Annotated in this window: 24 protein-coding genes and 1 tRNA gene; 20 read left to right on the top strand and 5 right to left on the bottom strand. The window is 41.4% G+C overall.

Annotation, left to right across the window (positions count from 1 at the left end; genetic code table 11):
* The 6 genes from BVH04_RS25765 to BVH04_RS26600 form a co-directional block, all read left to right on the top strand.
* Positions 1-237 (top strand): hypothetical protein (locus BVH04_RS25765; RefSeq protein ID WP_205635817.1); only part of this gene is annotated, 237 nt, incomplete at its 5' end.
* A gap of 482 nt (positions 238-719) precedes the next feature.
* Positions 720-1,235 carry a DUF4943 family protein gene (locus BVH04_RS07875; protein WP_086540932.1) on the top strand — a complete coding sequence of 172 codons (516 nt, stop codon included), beginning with the start codon at positions 720-722 and terminating at the stop codon, positions 1,233-1,235.
* A 140-nt stretch (positions 1,236-1,375) separates the two neighbouring features.
* Positions 1,376-1,795: a hypothetical protein gene (locus BVH04_RS07880; protein ID WP_086540933.1), complete on the top strand. Its 420-nt coding sequence runs from the start codon at positions 1,376-1,378 to the stop codon at positions 1,793-1,795.
* 162 nt (positions 1,796-1,957) lie between these two features.
* Positions 1,958-3,817, top strand: a complete 1,860-nt coding sequence (locus BVH04_RS07885; protein WP_086540934.1) for a PLP-dependent aminotransferase family protein — start codon at positions 1,958-1,960, stop codon at positions 3,815-3,817.
* A 225-nt stretch (positions 3,818-4,042) separates the two neighbouring features.
* Positions 4,043-4,849, top strand: a complete 807-nt coding sequence (locus BVH04_RS07890) for an SDR family oxidoreductase (protein ID WP_086540935.1) — start codon at positions 4,043-4,045, stop codon at positions 4,847-4,849.
* Between the two features lie 222 nt (positions 4,850-5,071).
* Positions 5,072-5,551: a Pr6Pr family membrane protein gene (locus BVH04_RS26600; protein WP_205635818.1), complete on the top strand. Its 480-nt coding sequence runs from the start codon at positions 5,072-5,074 to the stop codon at positions 5,549-5,551.
* A gap of 1,054 nt (positions 5,552-6,605) precedes the next feature.
* Here BVH04_RS26600 and BVH04_RS07900 read toward each other — a convergent pair.
* The 4 genes from BVH04_RS07900 to BVH04_RS07915 all read right to left on the bottom strand — a co-directional run bounded on the left by BVH04_RS07900 (position 6,606) and on the right by BVH04_RS07915 (position 12,998).
* Positions 6,606-9,779, bottom strand: coding sequence for an efflux RND transporter permease subunit (locus tag BVH04_RS07900; protein WP_086540936.1), 3,174 nt, complete (start codon positions 9,777-9,779; stop codon positions 6,606-6,608).
* 34 nt (positions 9,780-9,813) lie between these two features.
* On the bottom strand, positions 9,814-10,926 hold the full coding sequence (locus tag BVH04_RS07905; RefSeq protein ID WP_086540937.1) for an efflux RND transporter periplasmic adaptor subunit: 1,113 nt from the start codon (positions 10,924-10,926) through the stop codon (positions 9,814-9,816).
* Between the two features lie 130 nt (positions 10,927-11,056).
* A complete protein-coding gene (locus BVH04_RS07910; protein ID WP_086540938.1) occupies positions 11,057-12,376 on the bottom strand; it encodes a TolC family protein in 1,320 nt (439 codons plus the stop codon).
* A 40-nt stretch (positions 12,377-12,416) separates the two neighbouring features.
* Positions 12,417-12,998 carry a TetR/AcrR family transcriptional regulator gene (locus BVH04_RS07915; protein WP_086540939.1) on the bottom strand — a complete coding sequence of 194 codons (582 nt, stop codon included), beginning with the start codon at positions 12,996-12,998 and terminating at the stop codon, positions 12,417-12,419.
* 383 nt (positions 12,999-13,381) lie between these two features.
* On the opposite strand from BVH04_RS07915, the gene BVH04_RS07920 reads away from it, so the two are divergent.
* The 3 genes from BVH04_RS07920 to BVH04_RS07930 all read left to right on the top strand — a co-directional run bounded on the left by BVH04_RS07920 (position 13,382) and on the right by BVH04_RS07930 (position 15,662).
* Positions 13,382-13,465, top strand: a tRNA-Leu gene (locus tag BVH04_RS07920).
* A gap of 108 nt (positions 13,466-13,573) precedes the next feature.
* Positions 13,574-14,419: an alpha/beta hydrolase gene (locus BVH04_RS07925; RefSeq protein WP_086540940.1), complete on the top strand. Its 846-nt coding sequence runs from the start codon at positions 13,574-13,576 to the stop codon at positions 14,417-14,419.
* Positions 14,420-14,507: 88 nt separating this feature from the next.
* Positions 14,508-15,662 carry a 1-acyl-sn-glycerol-3-phosphate acyltransferase gene (locus tag BVH04_RS07930; protein WP_086540941.1) on the top strand — a complete coding sequence of 385 codons (1,155 nt, stop codon included), beginning with the start codon at positions 14,508-14,510 and terminating at the stop codon, positions 15,660-15,662.
* On the opposite strand, the gene BVH04_RS07935 is transcribed toward BVH04_RS07930, so the two are convergent.
* A complete protein-coding gene (locus BVH04_RS07935) occupies positions 15,637-16,857 on the bottom strand; it encodes a GAF domain-containing sensor histidine kinase (RefSeq protein WP_086540942.1) in 1,221 nt (406 codons plus the stop codon). The genes BVH04_RS07930 and BVH04_RS07935 overlap by 26 nt on opposite strands.
* Before the next feature lie 136 nt (positions 16,858-16,993).
* Here BVH04_RS07935 and BVH04_RS07940 point away from each other — a divergent pair, with 136 nt between their 5' ends.
* From BVH04_RS07940 to BVH04_RS07990, 11 genes are all read left to right on the top strand, one after another.
* The gene (locus BVH04_RS07940) at positions 16,994-17,566 is read left to right on the top strand and encodes a peptidylprolyl isomerase (RefSeq protein WP_240510875.1); all 573 of its coding nucleotides are present in this window, start codon (positions 16,994-16,996) and stop codon (positions 17,564-17,566) included.
* 26 nt (positions 17,567-17,592) lie between these two features.
* Positions 17,593-18,672, top strand: a complete 1,080-nt coding sequence (locus tag BVH04_RS07945) for a Gfo/Idh/MocA family protein (RefSeq protein WP_086540952.1) — start codon at positions 17,593-17,595, stop codon at positions 18,670-18,672.
* A 60-nt stretch (positions 18,673-18,732) separates the two neighbouring features.
* Positions 18,733-19,491 carry an SDR family NAD(P)-dependent oxidoreductase gene (locus tag BVH04_RS07950; RefSeq protein WP_086540943.1) on the top strand — a complete coding sequence of 253 codons (759 nt, stop codon included), beginning with the start codon at positions 18,733-18,735 and terminating at the stop codon, positions 19,489-19,491.
* Between the two features lie 188 nt (positions 19,492-19,679).
* Complete coding sequence (locus BVH04_RS07955) at positions 19,680-20,540, top strand: fumarylacetoacetate hydrolase family protein (protein ID WP_086540944.1); 861 nt, start codon at positions 19,680-19,682, stop codon at positions 20,538-20,540.
* Positions 20,537-21,364, top strand: coding sequence for an amidohydrolase family protein (locus tag BVH04_RS07960; RefSeq protein ID WP_086540945.1), 828 nt, complete (start codon positions 20,537-20,539; stop codon positions 21,362-21,364). The genes BVH04_RS07955 and BVH04_RS07960 overlap by 4 nt, the downstream gene beginning before the upstream one ends.
* A 38-nt stretch (positions 21,365-21,402) precedes the next feature.
* Positions 21,403-21,714 (top strand): DUF1016 N-terminal domain-containing protein, encoded by a 312-nt coding sequence (locus BVH04_RS07965; RefSeq protein ID WP_086540946.1) that lies wholly within the window; start codon positions 21,403-21,405, stop codon positions 21,712-21,714.
* Positions 21,715-21,752: 38 nt separating this feature from the next.
* Complete coding sequence (locus tag BVH04_RS07970; protein WP_086540947.1) at positions 21,753-22,517, top strand: L-fucose dehydrogenase; 765 nt, start codon at positions 21,753-21,755, stop codon at positions 22,515-22,517.
* An 8-nt stretch (positions 22,518-22,525) separates the two neighbouring features.
* Positions 22,526-23,857 carry an L-fucose:H+ symporter permease gene (gene fucP / locus BVH04_RS07975; protein WP_086540948.1) on the top strand — a complete coding sequence of 444 codons (1,332 nt, stop codon included), beginning with the start codon at positions 22,526-22,528 and terminating at the stop codon, positions 23,855-23,857.
* A 207-nt stretch (positions 23,858-24,064) separates the two neighbouring features.
* Entirely contained in the window at positions 24,065-24,406 is a 342-nt protein-coding gene (locus BVH04_RS07980) for an L-rhamnose mutarotase (RefSeq protein WP_086540953.1), read from the top strand.
* A gap of 126 nt (positions 24,407-24,532) precedes the next feature.
* Positions 24,533-25,450, top strand: coding sequence for an alpha/beta hydrolase (locus BVH04_RS07985; protein ID WP_086540949.1), 918 nt, complete (start codon positions 24,533-24,535; stop codon positions 25,448-25,450).
* A 283-nt stretch (positions 25,451-25,733) separates the two neighbouring features.
* A complete protein-coding gene (locus BVH04_RS07990) occupies positions 25,734-26,423 on the top strand; it encodes an HAD family hydrolase (RefSeq protein WP_086540950.1) in 690 nt (229 codons plus the stop codon).
* Positions 26,424-26,697 lie beyond the last annotated feature (274 nt).

The raw sequence follows: 26,697 nt of genomic DNA on the forward strand, positions 1-26,697 counted from the left end.
GAAAAGTTTAACCGCGGAGAGCACAGAGGATTACGCGGGGGGCGCAGTGCTTTGACATGCTTTGCTGTAAACATTTATACTCGTCATAGGAAATTAGAATGTTGGTCTAGTGCCATTGAAATTAATAAAAGAGCTGAAAGCCCTAAATATCTTATCCTAGCTCGACAGGGCTGGGTTAAAAGAAAAAGTTTAACCACGGAGAGCGCAGAGGATAACGCGGAGGGCGCAGTGCTTTGACATGTATTAATGAATTCAATTGTACTTATTAGAAGCCAATCATTCGCCAACCTTGTGTAATTTAAACAGATAAAAAAGGGCTGAACGCCCTAAATATCCTAGCCTAGCTCGACAGGGCTGGGTTAAAAGAAAAAGTTTAACCGCGGAGAGCGCAGAGGATAACGCGGAGGGCGCAGTGCTTTGACATGTATTAATGAATTCAATTGTACTTATTAGAAGCCAATCATTCGCCAACCTTGTGTAATTTAAACAGATAAAAAAGGGCTGAAAGCCCTAAATATCCTAGCCCAGCTTAAAGGGCTGGGTATAAGGAAAATCAAATATTAGTAAGCTCTTAAGGAGCGAAATCAACTAGTACTAGAACTTATCCAAAAAGCCGACAAATTGATTGTCGGCTTTTTTTTAGATCGTTTTGAGGAAATCGTTAATTTGGTAGTATCAAAGTCACACGCGAACAATACAAGACACTAAATTTTTTAAAAATGAAAACTCTAAAAACCCTTATCGCCTGCCTCTTCCTCATAAGTTTTTTGGGATGTGATACTAATGAGTTTGCCCCCTCAAATATGAATGTGGACAGATATGTCAAATTACTAAAAGCAAGTAAATATGATTATTCTGAATTGCCAAACTTCACCTATAAGGACATTCCTGCGCTTCTAGCCTATAGAAATGAAAGTCAGCTGATAAAAGACTTTCCAATAAATATGATTTCTTCCTATATGCTTTCAGAATGTACCTTAGGAATGTATGTCTTATGGACTATCGAATCAATCCGAGCTCGTGCCGTAGCCAGTGAATATTTGATTGGTACTTTTCCTTCTCAAAATCCAGTGGTAGAGAATAAAGCAGATTTTGGATGGATAGAGCAAAGTGATCAGGTTCGTGCTTCGATAGCTCAATCCTACTTTGACTGGTGGGAAAATAACAAGAACAAAGATTTTGATGAGTTTAAAGATATAGACCCATTGAAGGTTACAGAATTTCGCTGGCATTAAGCTCTTCTCTCCTTTTGTTCGTTGTAAAGGAAATGCCCGCGTCACCCTGTCATGAAATACCACAGAATAATAGGAACTAGTTCTCTACCCTAAACAAAGCTATTCTACCTAGTTTTGGTAAAATTTACTGGAGATTAGACATGAAGATTAAAAGCAAAACAATCACTTACGGTTTCATTGCTGCTGGAACGATGAATATCGGCGGGGTTTTAATCTTTTCGAGATTTTTTACCAATTCAACTATTCCCGAATTTGATCCAGTTGTATTGTCATCTTTCGGACTTTTAATGATCCTAGTTTGGGGACTTGCTTACCTGTCTGTTGCGAAAGATTTTGCAAAGGCCAAGTGGCTGATTGCTGTTTTCTCAATCGAGAGATTCATCTATGGCTTCGTTTGGACCAAATGGCTAATGAACAATGACCTATCCGCAGTCTATGCCGAAGACACCATGGCTGGAATCTTCTACACCATCTATGGCGCAAATGACTGGCTGTTCTTCCTCATTTTCTCTTATGTATTTTCACGCCTCATGTTGAAGAAGAACGAATCAAACAATTAACCAAAGCCTAATAAGTCCTAACACAAACACCTACATCTGATTATTTTTCAGACAGTTAACACCCACACTCTTGTCAAACTCCAAAACAAGTGCATCAGACAAGGAACCAACGGAGGTTATAACTCATTGAAAGACTAACCATCGACTCAAAAGGATCAATTTATGGAAAGCAATAAAGCGACAAATTATATCAAAGAGGTTATTGAAAATATGCCACCTGACTGGCTGGGTCTAACGACGCATAGACTAGATATTTATGATGAGAAATTGGCTAAAACTCAATTCTTGGATCAGTTTGAAAGTTTATTCAATGAAAATAATTCGGCCCTATCGACACTCAATGAATTACCAACTGCTTACGATTATATCCGATTAGGACATCCTTTATCTTGTATTCTGGAATGGGCAATCGCTAAGTCAATTAACCTACCCTCAGAAAACGTAATAAGTTTCTCCTCTAAAACGACTCCTATTTTAGCCGTTTTAAGAAAGAATTTATTAGAGAATATAAACACCCAAATCATTTATAAAGGAGATTTACCTGAGTATTTTGATGCTGAAATAGTTAAAAATATTTACGGCTATAAATTTAATTTGCAGCAGGTTGAGCAAGGAAAAAAGATTCCGGCATTTGAAGGAAGCACCATATTTGTTTCTCACGAGGAGCAATTCGGTGCTATTGATCTAACAAGCGGAATTGATTTCTTCGTCAATCTCCACGCTCACCTCGGAAGTATTTTAGTAGTGAATGGTGGTGAAAATGAACCCTACATCTCAGAAATTCAGCATGTACGCAGAAGAGAGACCATTGCAATGACGCCAGCCAATTGTCTTCTGGCTTTGAAATCGCTTATAGGCACCCCTTTTTCTGATACGCCACAAAACTATCCCGATAGCTATCGGGATGAGGCAGACAAATCAAGTGTTATCGATTCGATTAAAACTATTACTGGCACCAACACAACGCCACTAGTTGCTTCCAGTGGACTTTCTATTCAGTATGCGATTATGATGGGGCTTGTCCATGATGCGCTGGAAAATCATAAAGGCAAAGCGATCAAATTCATCGTTCCACCAAATTGCTACGGTGGCACAAATGACCAGTCAAGACGAGTTGCTGCCTGCATTGATGCTGTTGAAGTGGTGGATTTGCTGGTTGATGGTGATAATGATATGGTGCAAAGTATCGATACCGTTTTGGCTCAAATTGCGGAGGAAGATGCTATCCCTTATATCATCGCCGAAATCCCAACAAATCCGAGAGTTGAAGTTCCAGATCTTCAGCAATTAAAGGCTGTTTTAAGTAAGGTGCGTCAAACAAGCAATGGCGAAATTGCCATAGCTCCGGTCTTTATTTTAGATCAAACCTTTTGTCCCAATGTGCTCTTTTTAGGCGAAGGCAAAACACTCTCAACGGTTAAGGCCATATCTTATGCAAGTGGATCCAAATTCCCGAGCGGCGGCCAATGTACTGCCGGCTACTGTGTAGCAAATGATAAAGCAGAAGGGTTGATGGGAAAAATAGAAATGCATCTAAACCTTTGCGACAACGAAGCGACTGATCTTCAGTATGAAATATTAGCTACGCAATTACCTTCCATGAATCAACGGATTATGGACGCTTATGAGAATACACGTGACTTTGTCAACTTCATTCACGAGACCTTACCAGCGGCAAAAATCAATTTTGTGTCAGAAGAATTGGCAGAACAAGGATTTACTCCATCTGTATTTTCATTGGACCTTCCTACCAAAGGGAACACGGATGCAGAAAAAGAGGCCTATAAAAGAGCGTGTAATCTGAAGTTAATCAAGATGATGATTACTGAGATCCCCGATGAAAGCAAATACTGTGTGAGCTACGGGCAGTTGAAAGGATGTTATTGGACGATACCTGCTACATCTACTCAAGGGACGACTAAAGAAGGCGACAAAGATTATATTGCCCGTGTATCACTTTCTCCAACTATGGATCTTGAACTTCATAAAAAAGTCTTTCAAAAATTTGTTGACGAGATTTGATTATTACCAGAGATACGAGTAGCCATATACTTTTGCTTTAAAGGCTGGAAGACCGAAGAACTCCCGATAGTTATCGGAGACCGAAGCAGCCTCAATTCTATAAGGGAGCTTGTTTTTAAAATGCTTTTATTTAGTTATTGGCAGAACAGATAAATATTTTGAATCACCAATACTCAAACCAATTAAAATAGATCTTTTGCTTAGCGCACCCAACCATACAAACAGATGAAAGATTTAGCAGGAAAAATAGTTTTAATCACGGGTGGAGCATCTGGTATTGGCAAAATAATGGTTCGTCTGATGCTAGAGCGCCAAGCCAAAGTGATCATCTGGGATATCAATCAAACAACCATTGATGCAACAATCTCTCAATTTACTAACGGAGAGGCTATTTTTGGCTACCAAGTCGATGTATCGAATATTCAACAGATACAGGAAATCGCTATAAAAGTGAGGCAGGAAATAGGCGTAGTTGACGTGTTGATAAATAATGCGGGGATCGTTGTAGGCAAATACTTCAATGAGCATTCGGCAGCAGATATTACCAAAACAATGGCAATCAACGCGAATGGGCCAATGCTGGTCACTAGCGCATTTTTGGGAGCTATGATCAATCAGAACTCTGGTCATATCTGTAGCATTGCTTCCTCTGGAGGACTAATTTCAAATCCGAAAATGTCGGTATATGCTGCTAGCAAATGGGCGGTAATTGGTTGGTCTGATAGCTTGCGATTGGAGATGAAGCAACTGAACAAGGATGTAAATGTCACGACCATCATGCCCTATTACATCAATACAGGCATGTTTGACGGCGTGAAATCGAAGATCCCGATTCTCGAGCCGGAGGCAGCAGCTCTTACGATTGTAAAAGCCATCGAGAATAACACAAGAATGCTGACTATACCCGGATATATTTATCGACTGACTCGGATAGGCCAGGGCTTCTTGTCATTGAATGCTTTTGATTGGTTCGCGGGAAGTGTGATGGGGATTTACAAGACAATGGAACACTTCGTCGGTCGAAAAAAATAAGCCGCTTAGAATCGATTCAAAAATGTTAATTGAGATAAGATGAAGGCACAGAATCAAAACTTTTGGAAGTAAGCCTAAACAAGGATACATCATAAAGAAAAACGTAGCTCTATTTTTTGCTCTGGTTGGATGGTTTGCAGTCTTAGCACAACTCATCCTTATGCTTGAAAACCATGTCGCTCCTATACCTGAAGCGATAATTAGATTTTTTAGTTTTTCACGATATTAACTAACACGCTGGTTGCCATCTATTTTACCTGCATAGCTTTCATTAAAAATCAGGAATCCAATTCAATTAACAAACCAGGAATTCTGACTGCTATTACGATTTACATTTTCATGGTTGGTATAGTCTATCAGGTTGCCTTAAGACACGTTTGGCAACCCCAAGGACTGCAAATGGTGGTAGATGAATTACTGCATTCCATTATCCCAATTCTAGTTATTATATTCTGGGCGAAGTATGAAAAAACCAAGTCAGTTAACTATTCGCAACTATTGAAATGGGCTATTTACCCTATTACCTACCTAGCCTATATCTTAATTAGGGGAAGCTTTTCTAATTTCTATCCGTACCCATTTGTTGATGTGACAAAATTGGGCATGACAGCAGTCCTTACAAATTCGGTGGTTTTAGTACTTATTTTTATAGTGATTTCTTCTTTATTCATATTTATAGGAAAAGCAATAATCAAAAGGTAGAATGGCAACTGGATAGTGTTATGCAAGGTCATGACACTTATACTCCCATCTAGATGATCTAGACGAAATCCATCGGGTAATAGCATAGTTTGCCTTGTAGCGGAGAACTGAGATAATAAAATGATAGGCAGCACTTTCGTCAAGCTATAACCTTACATTTAAAAGCTATTTGTCAGGTTATAAGCTGACTTTTTATTTGAAAGCAGTCAAGAAAGCAGATAAGGGCAATTACAAGTCCTTACTGAACTTTGCGAAATCTTAAAGAACAGAAATCCTATGAAAAAAAATATTTTCTTCGGACTCATACTTTTGGCTATAGTGTCTTGTACTAAGGATGATGAAGACATAATTAAAACTGAAAGCGGAAATATCTGGCTTAGCGGCGGATTGTAATATTGTGCACAGCAAATACGTCTTGATAACGGAGATATATTGGGTTAGAAGACCGATGACCGAAGACCGAAGTCAACCAGAATTCAAGGTGTCTTTGAATTTTTGATCCTATAAATTTTCTACCGGCAAGATTCCGTAAAATAACAAAAGCTTTTCTGTTTATATCAAAAGAATCAGAATTAACCGGGATGAAAAAGGTTATTGAGATCGTTGTTACCATTCCAAGCTTGGCAAGAATCCCTAACAATTTCCTCAGGCTTCACATGTACGGGAATCATATCGATACTGTGTATGCGGAGCTGATACGATCTATTTCAAGCTGAAGTCAAACGATTTACCGGAAATCATCCGAATCATTGGACGACATGATTTTTAATTAGCCAAGCTTCAGTTTTTCGAGTACTGAAAACTTTACGAATGCAATCTCGAAGCTTTATCCTAGGGTTTCCAATTCCAATCTCCATTTTTCCTTCCCGAATTAAGCGCTATCCAAACTATATCCAACTTCTAAAAAAAACAGGATAACTATAACTTGCGACCTCCGCGTTACCCTCCGCGAACTCTGTGGTAAAATGTAAAATGAATTTCACAAAAAAACACCCCCATCAAACATCTCATCGCTTTCTGGGGGTGTTTGAATTTTAGCTAAGAAATAATTTGCTTAATGATTCTCATGCTCATTCGGATTATAGTTGGCTTCTAGCTCTGCCAATCCTTTTTTACCATACGCGATTTTAGTAATCACCACATACAGGACTGGTACAAAGAAGATCGCCAAAAAGGTCGCTGCAAGCATCCCTCCGATCACAGTGACACCAATAGTCTGTCTCGCCACAGCACCTGCGCCACTGGAAATAGCCAAAGGAACAACACCGAGAATAAAAGCCAGGGAAGTCATGATAATCGGGCGAAGTCTTAATTTCACCGCTTCGAGAGTTGCCTGAATCAGTGGCATCCCTACATCCACACGCTCTTTGGCAAATTCCACAATCAGAATAGCATTTTTCGCAGCCAAACCTATCAGAGTAATCAGACCAATCTGGGCATAGATGTTATTATCCAACTTTGGCAGGAAATGAAGTGCGATGATCGCTCCAAATGCTCCCAATGGCAATGCCAGCAACACTGAGAATGGCACAGACCAGCTTTCATACAAGGCTGCCAAAAGCAAGGAAACCAGTACAATTGCCAGTGTAAAGATTAAAATCGTCGCATTTCCCGAAGAAAGCTCTTCTCTACTCAAGGCAGAGAAATCATACCCATAACCTGCAGGCAATACTTCTGCTGCCACTTCTTCCAAAGCAGCCAGCGCTTGACCACTACTGTAGCCAGGTGCCGCATTTCCATTGATTTCTGCGGAGCGGAACAAATTATAGTGAGAAATCACCGGTGCATTTTCCACCACCTCATAACTGATCAATGCACTCAATGGCACTGATTCTCCTCCACTGCTCATGACATAATACTGCTCCAAATTATCAATTCCAGCTCGGTAAGATGTATCCGCTTGAGCCACTACTCGGAAGTTTCTGCCGTATTTGGTGAAGTCATTGACATAGGTACTCCCCATGTAATTTGACATGGTTGTAAAGATCTCGGTCAACGGAACACCTAATTTCTTGGCTTTTTCTCTGTCCACCGTCACATGGTAGCCGGGAGTTTTGGCAGTAAAAAAGCTATAGGCCATCGCGATTTCAGGGCGTTGATTTACAGCGGCCACGAATTGTTCCATAACTCCTTCAAATTCTTTGATATCACCAGCTGCAGATCGCTGCTCCAGCATAAAACTGAAACCGCCTGTGCTACCCAAACCTGGAATTGCCGGCGGCGGAACCACCACGATATTTCCTTCAGTAATAGAAGCAAACTTATGATCCAATGTTTCAAGCATTCCGCCGAGCTGCAGAGAAGGGTCTTTTCTTTCGTCCCACGGATCCATCTGCACGAAGAAAGTTGCTGCATTTGGTTTGAACGAGAAGTTGATCACGTTCAATCCACCGATGCCAGTGACGTGATTGATCCCTTCAGTCTCTTCCAAAATATCGTTCATTTTCTGCATCACAGCCTGCGTTCTGTTACTTGAAGCCCCTTCAGGCAACTGAAGCGTCACAAAAAGTCTTCCCTCATCTTCTGTAGGCAAGAAGCCTGTTGGCTTAGTTTGGAAAAGGCCATAAGTTCCTGCAAAAATACACACGAGTAAAATCAGGACAAGTGGAGCTCTTTTGATACTATTTCTTACACCATTGGTATAGCTGGCAGTAGTTCTTTCAAACCACCCATTGAACTTGTAGAAGAACTTATTTAGCCCTTTTCCATTTTCATTTACCTCAGATGGTTTAAGCAAAAGAACACACAAAGCCGGAGTCAAGCTCAAGGCTACAAATGCCGAAATCAATACAGAGATTGCAATCGTAATTGCAAACTGCTGGTACATTCTTCCTACGATTCCAGGAATAAATCCTACCGGAATAAATACCGCTGCCAAAATCAATGCAATCGCAATTACCGGAGCGGTGATGTCCTTCATCGCCAAGCGCGTGGCTTCTTTCGCAGAGATCTTCCTGGAATCAATGTAATGCTGCACTGCCTCCACTACCACGATGGCGTCATCCACCACAATACCTATCGCCAACACGAACCCGAAGAGCGTCAGTGTATTGATCGTAAATCCGAGTAAGGGAAAGAAAATAAAAGTACCAATGATGGAAACTGGGATCGCAAGAACAGGAACCAATGTCGCTCTCCAACTCTGCAAGAATAAGAACACTACAATGATCACCAGAATCAATGCCTCCACGAATGTGTTCATGACTTCATTGATCGACACTTCTACCACAGATACAGACTCAAAAGGAACTGTATAAGTCATATCTGTAGGGAAGTTCTTTTGCAACTCTTCCAAAGCCGCATATACGCCCTCTGCTGTTTCCAGCGCATTACTTCCCGGAGCTTGGTAAAGCAGCAAAATCGCTGCTTCCTCGCCATCCAGCGTGGAATATCTGCTGTAGTCAAATTGGCCCAATTCGATTCTGGCCACATCTTTCAGGTAAACTAAGGAACCATCCTGAGGATTTGTTCTCAGGATGATGTCTTCAAACTCTTCGGAACTTTCCAGACGTCCATTTACGGTAATTGGATATTCAAAAACCTGCGTATCGAACTGCGGCATGCTTCCTACTTTTCCCGCTGCTACCTGTAGGTTTTGCTCCTGAATGGCAGAAGTTACTTCTCTTGCAGAAATACCGTATTGAGCCAGTTTATCAGGCTTCAGCCAAATACGCATACTGAAATCCTGACCGATTGCTGTGATATCACCGACCCCGTTTACACGAAGTAGCGCATCTTTGATAAAGATATTGGCATAGTTGGAAAGAAATTTACTGTCATGAGATCCTTCAGGGGAAGTGATACTCAACACCATCATAATGGATGGATTTCTTTTTCTCACGGTCACACCCAGTCGACGAACAGCCTCTGGAAGAGAGGGCTCAGCGATGGAAACCCTGTTTTGCACATCGAGCGTAGCAATGTTAATATCCGTCCCTACTTCAAAGGTGACATTCATCTGCATCTGACCGGTACTGGTGTTATTTGAGGAAATATAAGCCATCCCCGGCGTACCGTTCACTTGGGTTTCTATGGGTGTAGCTACTGTCTGCTCCACCGTCCTTGCATCCGCACCCGTATAGTTGGCCGACACCGAAACTACCGGAGGTGTGATGTCAGGATATTGTGTGACCGGGAGATTTAAAATTGCTAAAACACCGACCAGCACGATGACGATCGAAATCACCATTGCGGTTACTGGCCGTTTTATAAATACGTCTGATATCATTAGTAATTAATCAAGTCTTATTAAAAAAAACGATTTATTTGGCTACCGTCTGCTCGGTGATCTGAGCTCCTTCACGTAGCTTCTGGATGCCATTCACCACGATTTTGGTTCCTTCTTGCACTCCGCTTCTCACTACGATACCCTCTCCTATCTGAGTGCCTAGGATCACATTTTGCTGCTTCACCGTATTATCCGCCTGCACTACATACACAAAGTATTCACCCATCTGCTCAGTCACAGCTCGGTAAGGTATCACCACTTGTTCTCCAATGTCCTCATTGAGCACCATCAGATTCACAGTCATTCCGGCAATAAGATCGCGATCCGGATTTGGGAACTGCACACGTAGATCAATAGTACCAGACTGTCTTCCTACGGCTCGATCTATCGTAGTGAATTTGCCATTGAAGGGATAAATACTGCCATCACTGAATTTGATTCTAAACAATGAATCAGGCGTTTCTTCTGCTTTCAGCATCTTGGTGAATCTAGGAATCTCGCTCTCATTGATCACGAAATTCAAAGACATAGGATCGTTTGAGGATAAGGTATTCAGTACAGGCTGACCTGGAGAAACTTGGGTTCCCTGTCTTACTTGAGAAATACCGACTGTTCCGTCAAATGGAGCAACCAGCACAGAATAATTATAATCTGTAGAAGCTGATTCGTATTGAGCTTTTGCGGAGCTGAGCTGCGCTTTGGCATTGAGCACTTCAGTCTGTGCGTAATCTAAGGTCTGCTTAGCGATAGCCTCTTGTTCATCCAATCTCTGATAGCGATCATAGTCTTTTTCAAATCTTGCCAAATTGGCTTCTGCACTTTGTACCAATGCTTGTGCCTGCTGTCGAGAAGCTGCGTATTTGCTCCGGTCGATTTCGTAGAGCTTCTGCCCTTTCTTTACTTCCTGACCGTCTTTGACATAGATGTTTGTAATATATCCACCTATTTGAGGGCGAATCTCGACTTCATTTAGCGGAACTAGAGTTGCTGGGTATTCGTCAAGGCCAGTCACTGATTTTTTCACCAACGTATAAGTAGTGACTGCTGTAGGCGGAGGAGCTTGCTGTCCCGCCTGCTCCTTTTGCCCGCAAGAAAACCCTGCTAAAATCAGAGCCGAAAAAGCTGCAAGTTTGTATGATAATTTCATATGTTTTTTGGTGTTTATCAATGGTCATATGGAATCTCGCATGGTTATCCCGATAGTTATCGGGAAATCCCTCTATATGTCGCTTGTGACATGCGTGATTTCATTTGGTATAAAATTTAAGAGATTCTGATTAATTGAGGATTCCTAATGCTCTTTGCAAGTCAATCTTGTCTTCCAAAACCTGGTAGAATGCATTGACATGATTTATTTGGGCAGTTTGAAGATCGGTTTCTGCTACGACTAATTCCACGTAAGCTTTGATTCCCTCATCATATTGCAGCTTGATGATATCATAGACTTCTTCGGCCATCTCCATATTTTCTCTGATCAGTTGCCATTCATAGACACTGCTGTTGTAGTCTGCCAAAGCTGTAGAATATTCTGTTTTGATTTGATTACTGAGATTTTCGATTTCGATAACTCCCCGATCCACCTGCAATTCGGCCGATTTTATTTGGTGAATTCGCTTTCCTCCCTGAAAAATAGGAATCGACAAATTGAGCCCTACTACTGACAACGGATATGCGACATTATATAAATTGGAAAACTCCGGACTGAAATAATTCCAATTGTATCGGTAGAAAGCAGATAGTTGAGGCAGGTAATTCCATTTTTCGTAATCCGTCTGGATTTCATTGATAGTTTGCTGAGTTTGCAACAGTTGATATTCCACGCGATTTTCCAGCATCAATGGATCTGCCGCATCTTCAGCGATTTTGCCTTCTGCATCTTGTACGTCAAACTCCACTATGAAATCCAGACTATCTGGATATCCCATCAATTGCTTCAGGTAGTCGTACTTTGCACCAAACGAATTTTCAACTCTATTCCGATCACTTTTCACATTAGTAAGTGCAATCGAGGCGCGCTGGTAATCGGTCTTGTCCACCAAACCAGCATCAAATCGGCTGTATGCATCTTTGTATTGCTTCTCCAGACGATCAAGGTTTTGATCGAGGATTTTTATTTGCTCTTCGGATAAAAGAATTGAGTAAAAAGCTTTACTCACATCCACCACAGTATTGATCTTGGCATCTTCTATCACCTGCTGAAGCTGTTGACGGTAATATTTTGAAGACTTGGAAGCGAAAAGCTGATCTCGATTGAACAAGGTCTGATCCGCCTGAAGCAAAACATTCGAATTGTAAGGCTGACCAAAAGTGATCAGCTGATCCCCGATGATCTGCTGCTGTAGTTTGATATTATAGGCTCCCGCCGCAGAGGCAGTGATCTGAGGATACCAATCTGCCAAATTTGATTTGATATCACGATCTCCTATCTCCTGATCGATCTGTGCCTGCCTGATGATCGGACTCTGGATTAATGCATATTCGATCACCTGATCCAAAGTCAATACTTCTTGGGGCACACCACTTTCTTCCTGACTATAGGCGACTTTTGATAAGAGCAAAATACTCAAGCCGAACAACAGTAAACGTTTTTTGAACATCTGTGTAATAATTAATTTTAGTTTGAAAAAGGCATTTGGGCTAATCTGCTTTGATACCAGCCCATATCAAATGGGATATCTCATCCAGTTCCATGTTATTTCTGGCAAGTTTCTTCTTGAAATTCTTCTTTATGCGAACGATCGAATTCACATTTGTATTCACAAGAATGGAAAGCACAATAGGGTTTAATTCTTTAATTTCTCCCCGCCTAATCCCTTCTTCGAAAAAAGCATTGGCGAAATCATGCCAGGAATTGGGTTTATTTTGCATCTCCTCAGAATTGTAAGGAGAATTTAAAAACTGATCATAAAAACCATGAATAGAGGGTTTTAGCTCATAAAAATCGGTTAAATTTTTCCAATAATTATAATATCTATCCTTAAAGGATAGTGAATTATCATCCCGTTCTGAGACATATTTTTTAATTTCCTCGCCTACATATTCATAGATTCCTATGATCAAATCGTCCTTATTTTCAAAATAAGTATAGATCGTACCTGCAGCTACTCCGGCATTTTTGGCAACCATACTCACAGGACAACCATGAAAGCCGTGCTCTTGAATCAAATCGAGTGCGCTTTGAATAATACCCTTCTTTTTATCTAACAGATTAGCATTGATTTAATGACTGAATGAACGTTCAATCACAATACACTCTCAAAAGTTCAGAGGACGATGAGAAATATTTAGAAATTTCTGCATGAACGCTTTTCTGCCAGTAAGCGAATTCTCTTTGGTCAACGGGTTGGAAGACCGATGACCAAAGTCAACCTGAATTCAATGTGTCTTTGGACCTTCGATCCTACAAATTTTCTACTGGCAAGATTCCGTATAATCAAATAGAAATTTTAAGAAAGGTGTTGATCCAAGATAAGCCTCAAAAATAAATCGGTTGAAAATGAACAGGTTCCGCAGCTATAACTATGTTTCTGGCACATTAACATGGTAATTAATATTATTTCAATCCGAGAATTGGTAACATTGCATCCCAATAGAAAACAGCTGCGGATGTGGCGAAATTGGTAGACGCACTAGACTTAGGATCTAGCGCCGTGAGGCATGGGGTTCGAGCCCCTCTATCCGCACCAAAACCTCCCGATAATTCGGGAGGTTTTTTTTTAACTATACAAAGACCCCTGATTTTCTTTGCGATAAATCTCTATTTTGCCTCTTCACCACACCCAACTAACCATCCCATGAAAAAATTTCTGATTCTATTATTCTTTATCCCAAGCTTACTTTTTGCGCAAGCCAAAGTTGATACCATAGAAATCTATAGCAAAGTGATGGATAAAAGGTTGAAAGCTGCTGTCACTACTCCTTCTACCTATGACGGCAGCAAGCAATTTGCTACGCTTTATCTGCTTCATGGCGGAAGTGGGGCTTTTAGTGATTGGCATCAAAAGGTGACCGAACCCGGTCTTGTAAACCGTATGGCAGAGGAATACAACTTGATTATTGTCACTCCTGGAGTTGGGCCATCCAGTTATTATTTCGATAGTCCTGTGATGGATTCAGTACAATATGAGACTTACATCACCGCAGAATTAATCCCCCACATTGACAGTACTTACCGAACTTTAGCCAAAAAAGAATCCAGAGCGATCACTGGCCTTTCTATGGGCGGACATGGCTCTATCATGCTAAGTGCTAAACATCCTGACCTGTTCATTGCTGCCACTAGTATGAGTGGGGTGATGAACATCGATACCCGCTTATGGAAAGTTCCTGCAGAATTCAGCAAACTCAGACAAACTCAGCAAAAATCAATGCTCGGTGATGACCTTGTCTTTGATGCGCCTTTCAGTACTTACACCGCTGTGGGATTAGTGGATAAAATGATGGAAAATGGAATCGCTCTGCTAATGGACTGTGGTGTCGATGACTTCTTACTCGAAACTAACAGACAAATGCATCAAATGCTCCTGAAAAATGGCACCCCTCACGATTATACCGAGCGTCCCGGAGCCCATACTTGGGAGTACTGGACAGAAGCTCTTCCGTTTCATTTACTCTTCATCGATCAGTACCTCGCTCGTTAGTCTAACCATTTATTAACTTTGATCTTTGTAAATTAACTTAGAATTCTAAGCTAAAATTTGCTTTTTGCAGACCACCCTAAATATAATTATGTCGCAATTTGATTCAATCAGGCCTTTATATGATGCAGAAGCCAATGCTGCTATCCGCAAGATCATAGATGATCCCATGCTGGAGGCAATGATGAGTTTCACATTTCCTTCTGATACTAAGGAGCATTGGAAAGATCTGATGGTTCACACGCATTCACTGAGAGACTTTCAAGTCAACTTTATCTATCCTGGGATACAAAAAGTCTTGGAAAAAAGCTCCGAAGGATTGAGTACAGGTGGTTTTGACCAGCTGGAATCCAATACTGCCTACCTCTTTATTTCAAATCATCGAGACATTATTCTGGACACCTCCTTGCTGAATGCCTGTCTTTACGAAAATGGCTTGGTACTCACCACCTCTGCTATCGGAGATAATTTGATCCAAAAGCCCTTTTTGCATACACTTTCCAGACTTAACAGGAACTTTGCAATTAAGCGAGGTCTTCAAGGAAGAGCACTTTTAGAAAGTTCACAAATGGCATCGGCATACATTAAAAAGTCACTTATCTCTGAAAATAGATCCGTGTGGACAGCCCAGCGAGAAGGACGGACAAAAGATGGTAATGACGCGACCCATCGTGGAGTTCTGAAAATGCTCTCTCTTTCTGAAGAACGACAAGACCCATTTATGTATTTTGAGAAAATTAAGATAGTTCCTATCTCCATCTCTTACGAATATGATCCCACAGATGTCTTGAAGATGCCCGAGTGGCTAGCCAAGTCACGGGATGAAAAGTACGTCAAAGGTGAAAATGAAGACTTCCTAAATCTCCTTAGAGGAATCATCGGCACCAAAAAGAGAATTCATCTTCAGGTAAATGGTATTTTGGACAAGGAAATCCGAGAAATCTCGGCAATGGAACTTAGTCAACCTGACAAACTGAGTAAACTTGCCGAAACCATTGATCAAAAGATCTGGGCTGGTTACAAGCTTTGGCCGAGCAATTACATCGCCCATGACCTACTCTATGGAGATGAGGAATATATTGGTTTCTATTCTGCTGAAGAGAAAAAATCATTTGAAAAAAGAATGAATGAAAAGGTGAATACCAAAAATGAATTTTTGATCAAAAGTTTTTTGGCGATGTATGCCAATCCAGTGAACAACCAAAAAGCTGCGCTGCAAATTAATTCACCTTCATCTCAATTCTAAACTTTGTGCCAGACCCTACTTCCGAGTCAATCTCTATGGTTCCTTCCTGCTGATTGACAAGTAATCTCACTAGATTCAGTCCCAATCCAAACCCAACCTCTCCGTCGGTTCCTTTATGGGTAGATGTGCCTTCTTTTAAGATTTCATTGATTTTAGAAGCTGTCATCCCCGTTCCATTATCTTCAACGATTAGCTCTAAAATCAAATCTAACTCACGACGCTTCAAATTCATTAAAACCGAAATGTAACCGCCTGGATTGGTGAATTTGATAGAATTTGAAAGAAGATTCCCCAAAATCTGTAACACATAAAGTTTAGAAAAAGACTCGAATTTATTTTCATCCACTAGGCTCACGTCAAATCTGATTTGCTTTACCGTTGTCTGAGGCGCCAAAAGTCTTACAATTGTCTCTTTTAGTTTGACCAGATTTGTTTCACCCTCCTTCAGATCACGGATTCGATTTGATTTCCCATCAGATTCCTTTGACAGAATTTCTTTGGACAAATCAAGCAATGACAAACTGCTATGCTTGATCATTTCTGCATATTCCAGTATTTCGTTTCGATCTGTAAGATCATCTTCGTCCAGAATTAAATCTGAAAGGCCGATTATTCCTCCTATTGGCCCTCGAATGTCATGTGCCAATTTTTTTTGACTCAATTCAGATTCATTAAGTTTATTTTTAAGGTGGGCCACAAGGCTATTTACCTGTAATCGATCCACAATCTGCTTAGCAATCAGTTTCAAGATTTCCTTAGCATCATCAGAAAGATGTATCAGATTACTATCCATCACACACAAAGTTCCAAAATTATAACCTTCAGCAGAGGTTAAAGGAAGACCCATATAGTACCGAAGATTTGGAGAGCCTTTTACATAAATCATGTCCTTAAAACGCTCATCGGTCCTTAAGTCCTCTACTTCAAGTCCTTCATCGGGACTAGCATGAATGGTATATTGACAAACTGATTCTTCTCTTGGCGTTTGCCTGATTTCAACACCATATGAGGAAACGCTCCATTGAGTAAACGTATCGATTAAATTTACCAGCGAGATTTCTGTACCAGAAACCTTCGCCGCAAGCTCTGTAAGAAAATCCAGGCCTTGCTTTGGCTCATAGTAATCGATTCCGAGATTACTAAGTGCCAAAAGTCTATCTAATTCATTTTCGTTTAAAGAAGATATTTGATTCATTTTACTACTTTTAATTTTACTGATGCAAACAATCTCTATTTCAACTTCCTTTCCAAACGAAATGCCAAATACTTTCCTTGAGAAAAACTACATACGAGACTGTAAAACATCTAGATTGCTTTCGATAAACAGTTTTTTGTCGATCATCTTATTTTTTTCCCTGGCAGGCAAATCTTTTGCACAATCTACTATTAATACAATTCCTGTAGGTCAAATCATCACACCCTACGGAGAAATCCTCATTAGACTCGATGATCGCACTCCAAAGCACAAAGAAAGCTTTATAGAACTGGCAAATGCTGGCTATTGGGATTCCCTGACGTTCAATCGAGTCATTCCAAACTTTGTAGCTCAAGGTGGCTGCCCTGATACTGAGGAAGGGTTCACTGATCCTGAGTATCTTCTAAAACCCGAATTTGTCCCAGAGTTGAAGCATGTCTATGGAGCAGTGGGCGCTGGCCGAGATGATAATCCAAACAAATTATCTGCCAGATGTCAGTTTTACATTGTCCAAAACCCAGAAGGAATACCTAGACTCGATGGAGATTACACGATTTTTGGTCATGTGATCAAAGGTATGAGTGTGGTGGAGCAAATCGTCCGAGTGAAAAGAGACAGCAAAGACCAACCTATCAAGCCAGTAACCTTATCGGTAAAGATAATCGAAATCCCTGTCACCCAGATGGAGAATCTATCCATAAATCCATAAAATGATCCTAAAACCCAACCATGTCAATGAGTAAATCTAACCCAATCAAAATCCTTGTAGTTGGCTGTGGAAATATGGGCATTGCCCATGCCACCGCTTACCATAATTTCCCTGAATTCGAAATCTGTGGACTGGTTTCCAGAGGTGATTCCAAAAGCAAACTAAACGATAAACTTCAGGCTAATTATCCGCTTTTTTCTGATCTCGAAGATGCCTTAACCCAATTTAAACCTGATGCGGTTTGCATTTCAACTTACCCTGATACCCATGAAGAATTTGCAATAAAAGCCCTGGAAGCAGGATGTCATATCTTCATAGAAAAACCTCTGGCAGATACCATTGTCGGGTGCGAGCGGATTATTGCAAAAGCGAAAGAAGTAAACAAGAAAGTAGTCGTAGGCTATATTTTGAGACATCATCCATCCTGGATTCGATTTATAGAGGAAGCCGAAAAGCTCGGTAAACCGCTGGTGATGCGCATGAATCTCAATCAACAAAGTCAGGGTTATATGTGGGATGTCCATCGTAATCTCATGAAAAGCCTCAGCCCTATCGTCGATTGCGGAGTGCATTACATTGACGTCATGTGCCAGATGACCAGATCCAAGCCAGTTTCAGTTTCAGCGATTGGCGCTAGACTCACCGAGGATATTTCTGTAGATAATTACAATTACGGCCAACTTCAGATTCGTTTCGAAGATGGCTCTGTAGGCTGGTATGAAGCTGGATGGGGCCCAATGGTAAGTGAGACCGCGTTTTTTGTAAAGGATGTTTTTGGGCCAAAAGGCTCAGTATCTATCACAGCAAAGAATGCCGGCGCAAGCGGACAATCGGATAATGTGGATTCTCACACCAAAACCGAATCCATACGAGTTCATCATGCTGAGATTGATGCTAATAATAAGTTTACTAAGCCTGATCAATGGATAGATCTGACAGACGAACCGGATCATCAGGAACTCTGCAATCGTGAGCAGCAGTATTTCCTCAAAGCAATCCAAGAAAATATCAATCTGAATGAGCATTTAGAAGATGCTTTGAACAGTTTGAAAATTGCTTTTGCCTGTGACGAATCTGTGAAAACCGGTGAAACAGTTAAACTGTAATCCACACAAAATTCTTTGGCACTAAAAAATACAGGTGCTACCTTCCGTTTTGCTTTAATTATGGAAAATAAAACAGTACTGATTACAGGTGGAGCTTCCGGAATTGGACTCGCCATGGTTCAGCTTTTTGCTGCCAAAAAATCAAAAGTTTACTTTATGGATATCAGTCCTGAGATAGGAGAAAAAGTAGCGCAGGCTGAGCGGGAAAAAGGCTTTGACGTGACTTTTCTTTGCGGAAGCGTTGCCGATCCAGAAGTGACCGAATCACTCATACAATCCATTCCCGGAAAAATAGATACCCTCATCAACAATGCCGGCGTCTCTCATATAGGAAAAGTGGAAACTACTTCCTCTGAAGACTTCGACCGAGTTTTTCAGGTGAATGTGAAAGGCATGTTCAACTGCATCAAAGCGGCGCTTCCAAAACTCAAAGAAAACGGCGGTGGGTCCATTCTCAATATGGCTTCCGTGGCAGCGTCTATCGGTATTCCAGACCGATTTGCTTATAGCATGACCAAGGGCGCTGCACTTTCCATGACACTGAGCGTGGCCAGGGATTATGTCGCAGACGGTATTCGTTGCAATTGCTTGTCTCCCGGTCGAGTTCACACACCATTTGTGGATGGTTTTTTGGCAAAAAACTATCCCGGGCAGGAGAAGGAAATGTTTGAAAAACTAGCCGCTACGCAGCCGATTGGCAGAATGGCTACTCCTAAAGAAATCGCGGAACTAGCTTATTTCGTCAGTGCAGATACCGGCAGCTTTATGACAGGAACCAATATCCCGATTGACGGGGGATTCTTGGGGTTGAAAATGTGAGGACAAAGTTGGCCGATGTCGGATGACGTATGACCGATGTTGTGAAATCACGAGGTATTGATGAATCTGATTGGATCGGGGATTCAGTCTGAGCGAAGTCGATGACATCTATTAATACAATTGATTCTATTCTCTATTCTCCAATCTCCAATCTCTTTTCTCTAATCACTAACACTTAATACATAAAAATGAAACTTATACGATTTGGCGCAGCCGGAAAAGAACAACCAGGAATTCAAAGCGAATCAGGCAAATACCTAGACTGCTCCAGCTTCAAGGAAGACTGGAACGAAGAATTTTTCACCAACAACGGAATTGCAAGGCTAGAAGAGTGGCTGCACGCCAATCAGAAGAATTTAAACGAAATTCCGGCTGACTCCAGACTTGGTTCTCCAATAGCCAGGCCATCCAAAATCATTTGTATAGGGTTGAATTATCGCAAACATGCTTTAGAATCTGGTATGGCGGTGCCTGAGGTTCCCATTATTTTTATGAAGGCAACTTCTTCACTTTGCGGACCTTTTGATCCTATTTTGATTCCAAAGAATTCTGTCAAAACTGACTGGGAAGTAGAATTGGCAGTGGTAATCGGCAAGCGGGCAAAATATGTAAGCAAGGAAAATGCGATGGAGTATGTGGCGGGCTATTGTGTACACAATGATGTAAGCGAGCGTGATTTCCAATTGCATCACGGTGGCCAATGGGTCAAAGGTAAAAGTGCTGATAACTTCGCTCCTCTTGGGCCAATTTTGGTCACCAAAACCGAAATCAAAGATCCACACAACCTGAGACTTTGGCTGAAACTAAACGGCAAAATGCTTCAAGACAGCAATACATCCGATTTGGTTTTCAACATCCCTGAATTGATCGAGCACTTAAGTCAGTACATGACTCTACTACCTGGTGATGTGATTTCCACCGGAACTCCTGCCGGTGTTGGGTTGGGTTTGAAACCTCCTACTTATCTCAAAGAAGGCGACGTGGTGGAGCTGGGAATCGAAGGACTTGGCGAAGCAAAGCAAGTAGCTATGAACGATCCAGAAGCATGAGACTGGACGCGCACCAGCACTTTTGGAAATACAATCCTGAAAAACACTCCTGGATCACTGACGAAATGAAAGTGATCCAGCAAAATTTCCTTCCTGATGATTTGATTCCAATTTTAAAGGAACACGAGATCGATGGCTGCGTGGCAGTTCAGGCTGACGAAAGCTTTCGCGAAACTGCCTTTCTGTTGGATTTAGCAGAAGAATACGAGCAGATCAAAGCCGTCGTTGGCTGGGCAGATTTGGGCAGCGATGACTTGGATAAGGATTTGGATCAGTTTGCTTCGCATAAAAAGCTAAAAGGCTATCGAGAAATTTTGCAGTCAAAAAATGTGGATTACATGCTGCGAAAGGAGTTTATCCGTGGGATTAAGAAAATCGGAAAGCGCGGCTACACTTATGATATTCTGATTTTTCACAATCAATTGGAGGCAGCCTTACATTTTGTAAAAAAAGCTCCTGAGCAACCATTTGTGATAGACCATATCGCCAAGCCGAACATCAAATTGGGTATTTGGAGACAATGGAAAAAAGAGATGGCTCCACTTGCAGAGCGTGATTATATTTCCTGCAAAGTATCTGGAATGATCACCGAAGCCGACTGGAAGAAGTGGAAAGCTATAGACCTCCAAATTTATCTTGACGTAGCGCTTGAGCTTTTCGGGCCGAAGCGATTGATGTTTGGCAGCGACTGGCCTGTATGTAAGATTGCTGGAGAGTACGAGCAAGTGCTGGAAATAATCGAGCGATTCACGGATAGACTTTCCAAAACGGAGAAAGAAGCAATTATGGGAAATACAGCGGCGGAGTTTTACGGGATTATTTAGTCAACTGACATTAGCTTATTGTCAAAATCTGCAACCATATGAAAGACAACGATCTATTAATTCAAGATTTGGCAAACATTATAGAGCAGGGAAAAAGGCAAATTGTCTCGCATGTAAACAGCACGCTTACTTTAGTTTATTGGCAAATTGGTTATAAGATAAACAAGCATTTTCTCGAAAACCAGCGTGCTGAATACGGAAAAGAGGTTGTCCCTCAAGTAGCAACACAATTAGCAAATGCGTATGGCAATTCCTTTCAGGAAAAAAATCTTCGAAGAATGATGCAGTTTGCCGATGTTTTTCCAGATTATCAACTTGTCGCACCACTGTCACGACAATTGAGTTGGTAGCATTTAAGTTAAAAATAGTCAAAAGAAACTGTTATAAAATGAACCTAAACCTAACCAATAAAGTCATCCTGATTTCTGGCGGAGCCAAAGGAATTGGAGGCGCGATTTCCAGAGGATTGATAGAAGAAGGAGCTATTCCTGTGATGATTGACCCCAGTGAAAAAGAAGGTGCTGCCATTCTCACATTAGGCGAATCTTTTCAGATCCCTATCCGACTTTTTGAAGCTATAGATTCGGAAAAAGCAGTCAAACTTACGCTAGAAAAATACGGGAGGATAGATGGATTAGTCAATAATGCCGGAGCAAATGACAGTGTTGGTTTGGAAAACGGAAGTCCTGAAGCATTTGAGAAGTCGGTGGCTAAAAACCTGAATCACTACTATCACTTGGCACATTATGCTTTGCCACATTTAAAACTATCCAAAGGAAGCATCATCAATATCAGCAGTAAAACGGCCGTTACAGGCCAAGGAGGAACATCTGGATACACTGCTGCAAAAGGCGCCCAACTTTCGCTTACCCGTGAATGGGCTGTGGAGCTTCTACCCTACCAAATCACCGTAAATGCAATAATTCCAGCTGAAGTATATACTCCGCTTTACGAAAACTGGATCAAAACATTTCCAAATCCCGAACAGAGGCTTGCTGAGATCACTGCCAAAATCCCATTGGGCAAACGCATGACGACACCAGAAGAAATTGCTGCTATGGCTATATTCTTACTTTCCGATAAGGCCGCACACATCACCGGACAGCATCTATTTGTAGATGGTGGATACACCCATCTTGACCGAGCTTTATAATCCTACCCATGACCCAAAAACCTGCATTAGTCCCAAAGGAATTAATCCTTCCCTTTATTCTCATTACCTCCCTTTTTGCACTCTGGGGCTTCGCAAATGACATTACCAATCCCATGGTAGCAGCATTTAAGCGAGTACTCGAATTGAATAATACGCAAGCTTCCTGGGTGCAGATGGCCTTTTACGGAGGCTACTTCACCATGGCCTTGCCTGCCGCTTTTTTCATCAAAAAGTATTCATACAAAACTGGAATATTACTTGGCTTGGGATTGTATGGCTTCGGAGCTATGCTATTTTATCCGGCGGCAGCTTGGGAGAGTTATGGCTTTTTCCTTGCCTCCCTTTATATCTTGACGTTCGGATTAGCTTTTTTGGAAACCACTGCCAATCCCTACATCTTGTCCATGGGGCCTGAAGCTACTGCAACTCAGCGTCTAAACCTCGCTCAGGCATTTAACCCTATGGGAGCATTGGCAGGTCTTTTTGTCGCAAAACAATTTATCCTAAATGCACTTCAATCGAATGCTACTGACGCTGATGGGAATATCATTTTCTCCTCACTTGATGAGTCTGCAAAAGCCGTAATCCGTACTGCCGACCTTATGGTAATTCGAAATCCGTATGTGATGCTTGGTCTGGTAGTGATTGGAATCCTTGTAGTCATCGCCATGGTGAAAATGCCTGAAAGCAAAGAGAATGGAAAGGTGGAATTCAAAGCTACCATGGGTCGCTTGTTGAAAAACCGAAACTTCGTAGAAGGCACGCTTGCACAGATGTTCTATGTAGGAGCGCAAATCATGGTTTGGACCTATATATACCAGTACGCTGAAGTGCTTGGGATTTCCAATGCTGATGCTGTGAACTATGGTTACGCTGCATTGATTGTCTTTCTGCTAGGGCGATGGATATGTACTTTTTTACTTCGCTTTATCTCCCCTACTAAGTTGCTTAGCATTTTTTCCGTTCTCGCCATTGTATTCACTGCGGGAGCTATTTTCCTACCGGGTATGACCGGACTTTACTCATTGGTAGCAATATCATTTGCCATGTCACTTATGTTTCCGACCATTTACGGAATCGCCTTGGATGGCTTGGGGGAAGACTCCAAGTTTGCGGCTGCGTACCTGGTGATGGCGATTGTGGGTGGTGCGATAATGCCTACACTGCAAGGAATGATAATGGACATCGGTGGAATTGGGTATGATGACACATTGATTTTGGGTGTATCAGAAGTAAATTTCTCCTTCATTCTGCCACTAGCTTGTTTTACGATGGTGTTATTATTTAGTCTTCGGGTGAAAAAAAATGGAAATGAGAAGATTGGGAGAATGAGAGATTGAGAGATCAAAATAACTATTGGACTTAAGATTTTGAAAAATGAATTCTGTATGTACGCTTTTCTGCCAGTAAGCGAATTCTCTTTGGTCAACGGGTTGGAAGACCGATGACCGGAGTAACCCAGAATTCAATGTGCCTATGGATTTTCGATCCTAATAATTTTCTGAAGACTTAAATTGGTTGAGAAAATCTTAATAATAGTAAGAAATATGAAACCCCAAACCTTTGTATTGATCTGCGATCTCAAAGATGACCAGGAAGCAATTTTGGCTTATGTGGAATGTCATAAGGCAGTTCACCCAGCCATCATCCAAAGTCTTTATGATTCTGGGATTTTGCAGATGAGTATCTATCGCTGGCGTCAAAGACTAAGCATGATACTAGTTGGGGATGAAAACTTTACCTTCGAGAAGAAAGCTGCCTTGGACAATGCCAACGAGAAAGTACAGGAATGGGAAGCTTTCCTCGGTCAATACCAAACCAATTTACCCGGAACTCCAGACAATTGGCGCTGGCAGTTAATGGACAAGATTTTTGATTTCAATGCCTAAAATAAACCTTATGAAATCGGGCAAAACTCTAAATGTCACACAGTGGGATGATTATCTTTCAGGCGAGATTCTCCCGAATCAAGTTAGGAATAGGCAATATGAACTTTGAAAAGAAAATATAAACAGATGAAAAAAATACTTCTAGTACTCAGTCTAATCATGACCAGCATCCTCGTCAATGCTCAAGAAATCATTCTTCCTCTTTGGGAAGGCACTCCTCCACTTCAGAAAGATATGGGCCTAGAGGAAAAAGCTGTGGAAGAAGGGATTATCAGGATAGAAAATGTACAGATTCCTCAGATCGAAGTTTTTCTCCCAAGCAAACAAATACGTACAGGCCAAGCCGTCGTAATCTTCCCGGGAGGAGGATATCATATTCTAGCTTATGACTGGGAAGGTAGAGACTTTGCAAAGTGGCTGAATACACTAGGTATCGTAGGAATTGTCGTGAAATACAGACTTCCGGATTCTAAATCGCTAACAGATGCGAAGGAAGTTCCGCTCCTCGATGCACAACGTGCTGTTCGTCTAGCCAGACATCATGCGGAAGAATGGAAAATTGATCCAAGTAAAATTGGCGTAATGGGCTTCTCAGCTGGAGGGCATTTGGCTTCTACCGTCAGCACGCAGTATGCACATGAAGTAGATAGACCTAAAGACGCAATCGATGCGCTTTCTGCCCGTCCTGATTTCTCAATTTTAGTATATCCAGTGATTTCATTCAGAGATGCAAGTGCGCATTCAGGTTCCAGAAAAAATCTAATCGGCGAAAATGCCAGCCAAGAATTGATTGATCGCTTCTCCGGCGAATTGAATGTAACTCCAGAAACTCCCCAAACCTTCTTGGTTCATGCCCAAGATGACGGTGGGGTACCGATTGAAAACAGTTTTCTTTATTACAAAGCCCTAAACGCGAACAAAGTACCTGCTTCTCTTCATATCTATCCTAAAGGCGGGCATGGGTTTGGGTTTGGTTTGGGAAAAGGGCCTGTTGATGGATGGAGAGATGTGTTGTTGGATTGGATGAAAACAGTTGGGCAGTGAACAGAAGGCAGTCTTCAGTAAGCAGAATTCAGTGGGCAGAATGAAGTTGAGTAATTAAATGTAAGAAGTTGTATGTCAAATGTGGAGCGTCACTGCCAGGCACAGTCTGATATGGAAACCATTTCAATAGATAAACGTCATTGCGAGTAAGGTATGACCGAAGCAATCTAGTTATAATTAATCCTGATTGCTTGGGTACACGCATCAGATAGCTATCGAATGACGATTTGGCTGAGTCTGACAGCTGAATTCCCCAATCTTCCAATTTTCTAATTTAAAAAAAATGATAAAAGTAATAGCCTTTGATGCTGACGATACCTTGTGGGTGAATGAACCATTTTTTCGCGAAGCGGAGGAGAAATTTGCAAGTTTGGTGGAAGCATTTATGCCTAGGCATAGCAGCATCAAAGAACTTTACCTGACGGAAATTGAGAATCTGGGCTTGTACGGTTACGGCATCAAAGGCTTTATACTATCAATGATCCAGACTGCATTGCGGATTTCTGACCATAAAATACCCGTTACATTTATCGACAAAATATTGGAAATCGGGTATGATATGATGGAAAAACCAATAGAAATATTACCGGGAGTGGAGGAAGTATTGGCGGAATTGCACAATGATTATCGCCTGGTAATGGCAACCAAGGGAGATTTGGTAGATCAGGAGAAAAAGCTGAAGAAGTCAGGTTTGGATCATTATTTCCATCACATTGAGATCATGAGTGAGAAAAAGCAAGCTGATTTTGCGAAGCTTATCCGACATCTGGATGTGGATCCTGATGAATTTCTGATGATGGGAAATAGTCTGAAATCAGATGTACTGCCCGTCTTAGAACTTGGGGGCCATGCTATCCATATTCCATTTCATATTACTTGGGAGCATGAGATGATCCAGTATGAAATCGAACACGACAACTTCTATCAGGCTAAACATATCGCTCAGGTGGTGGAGATGATCAGGGGAATGTAAGAGTGCATAACTTAAAGTCAGTATCGGCTGGTAAAGTATCGACAGCTATTGTAGTTGAAAAATATTTAAGGCTCATAAACAATGGAAAAAATAAGAAAAATAGCATTGGTGACAACCCAAATTAAGGAGGATGAAGAAGATCAAAGGAATGTACCAAGTCCAGCTTTTGGAGAAGCAGAAAATTTCTCACAAATGGTTAACTGATTGATTACTGATCGTGCCGTTGGCACTCTTGGGTTATATCTCGAATTGGCATACCCTGAATTTCGCTTCG

This window comes from Algoriphagus antarcticus (assembly GCF_002150685.1).
Taxonomy (GTDB): Bacteria; Bacteroidota; Bacteroidia; order Cytophagales; family Cyclobacteriaceae; genus Algoriphagus; species Algoriphagus antarcticus.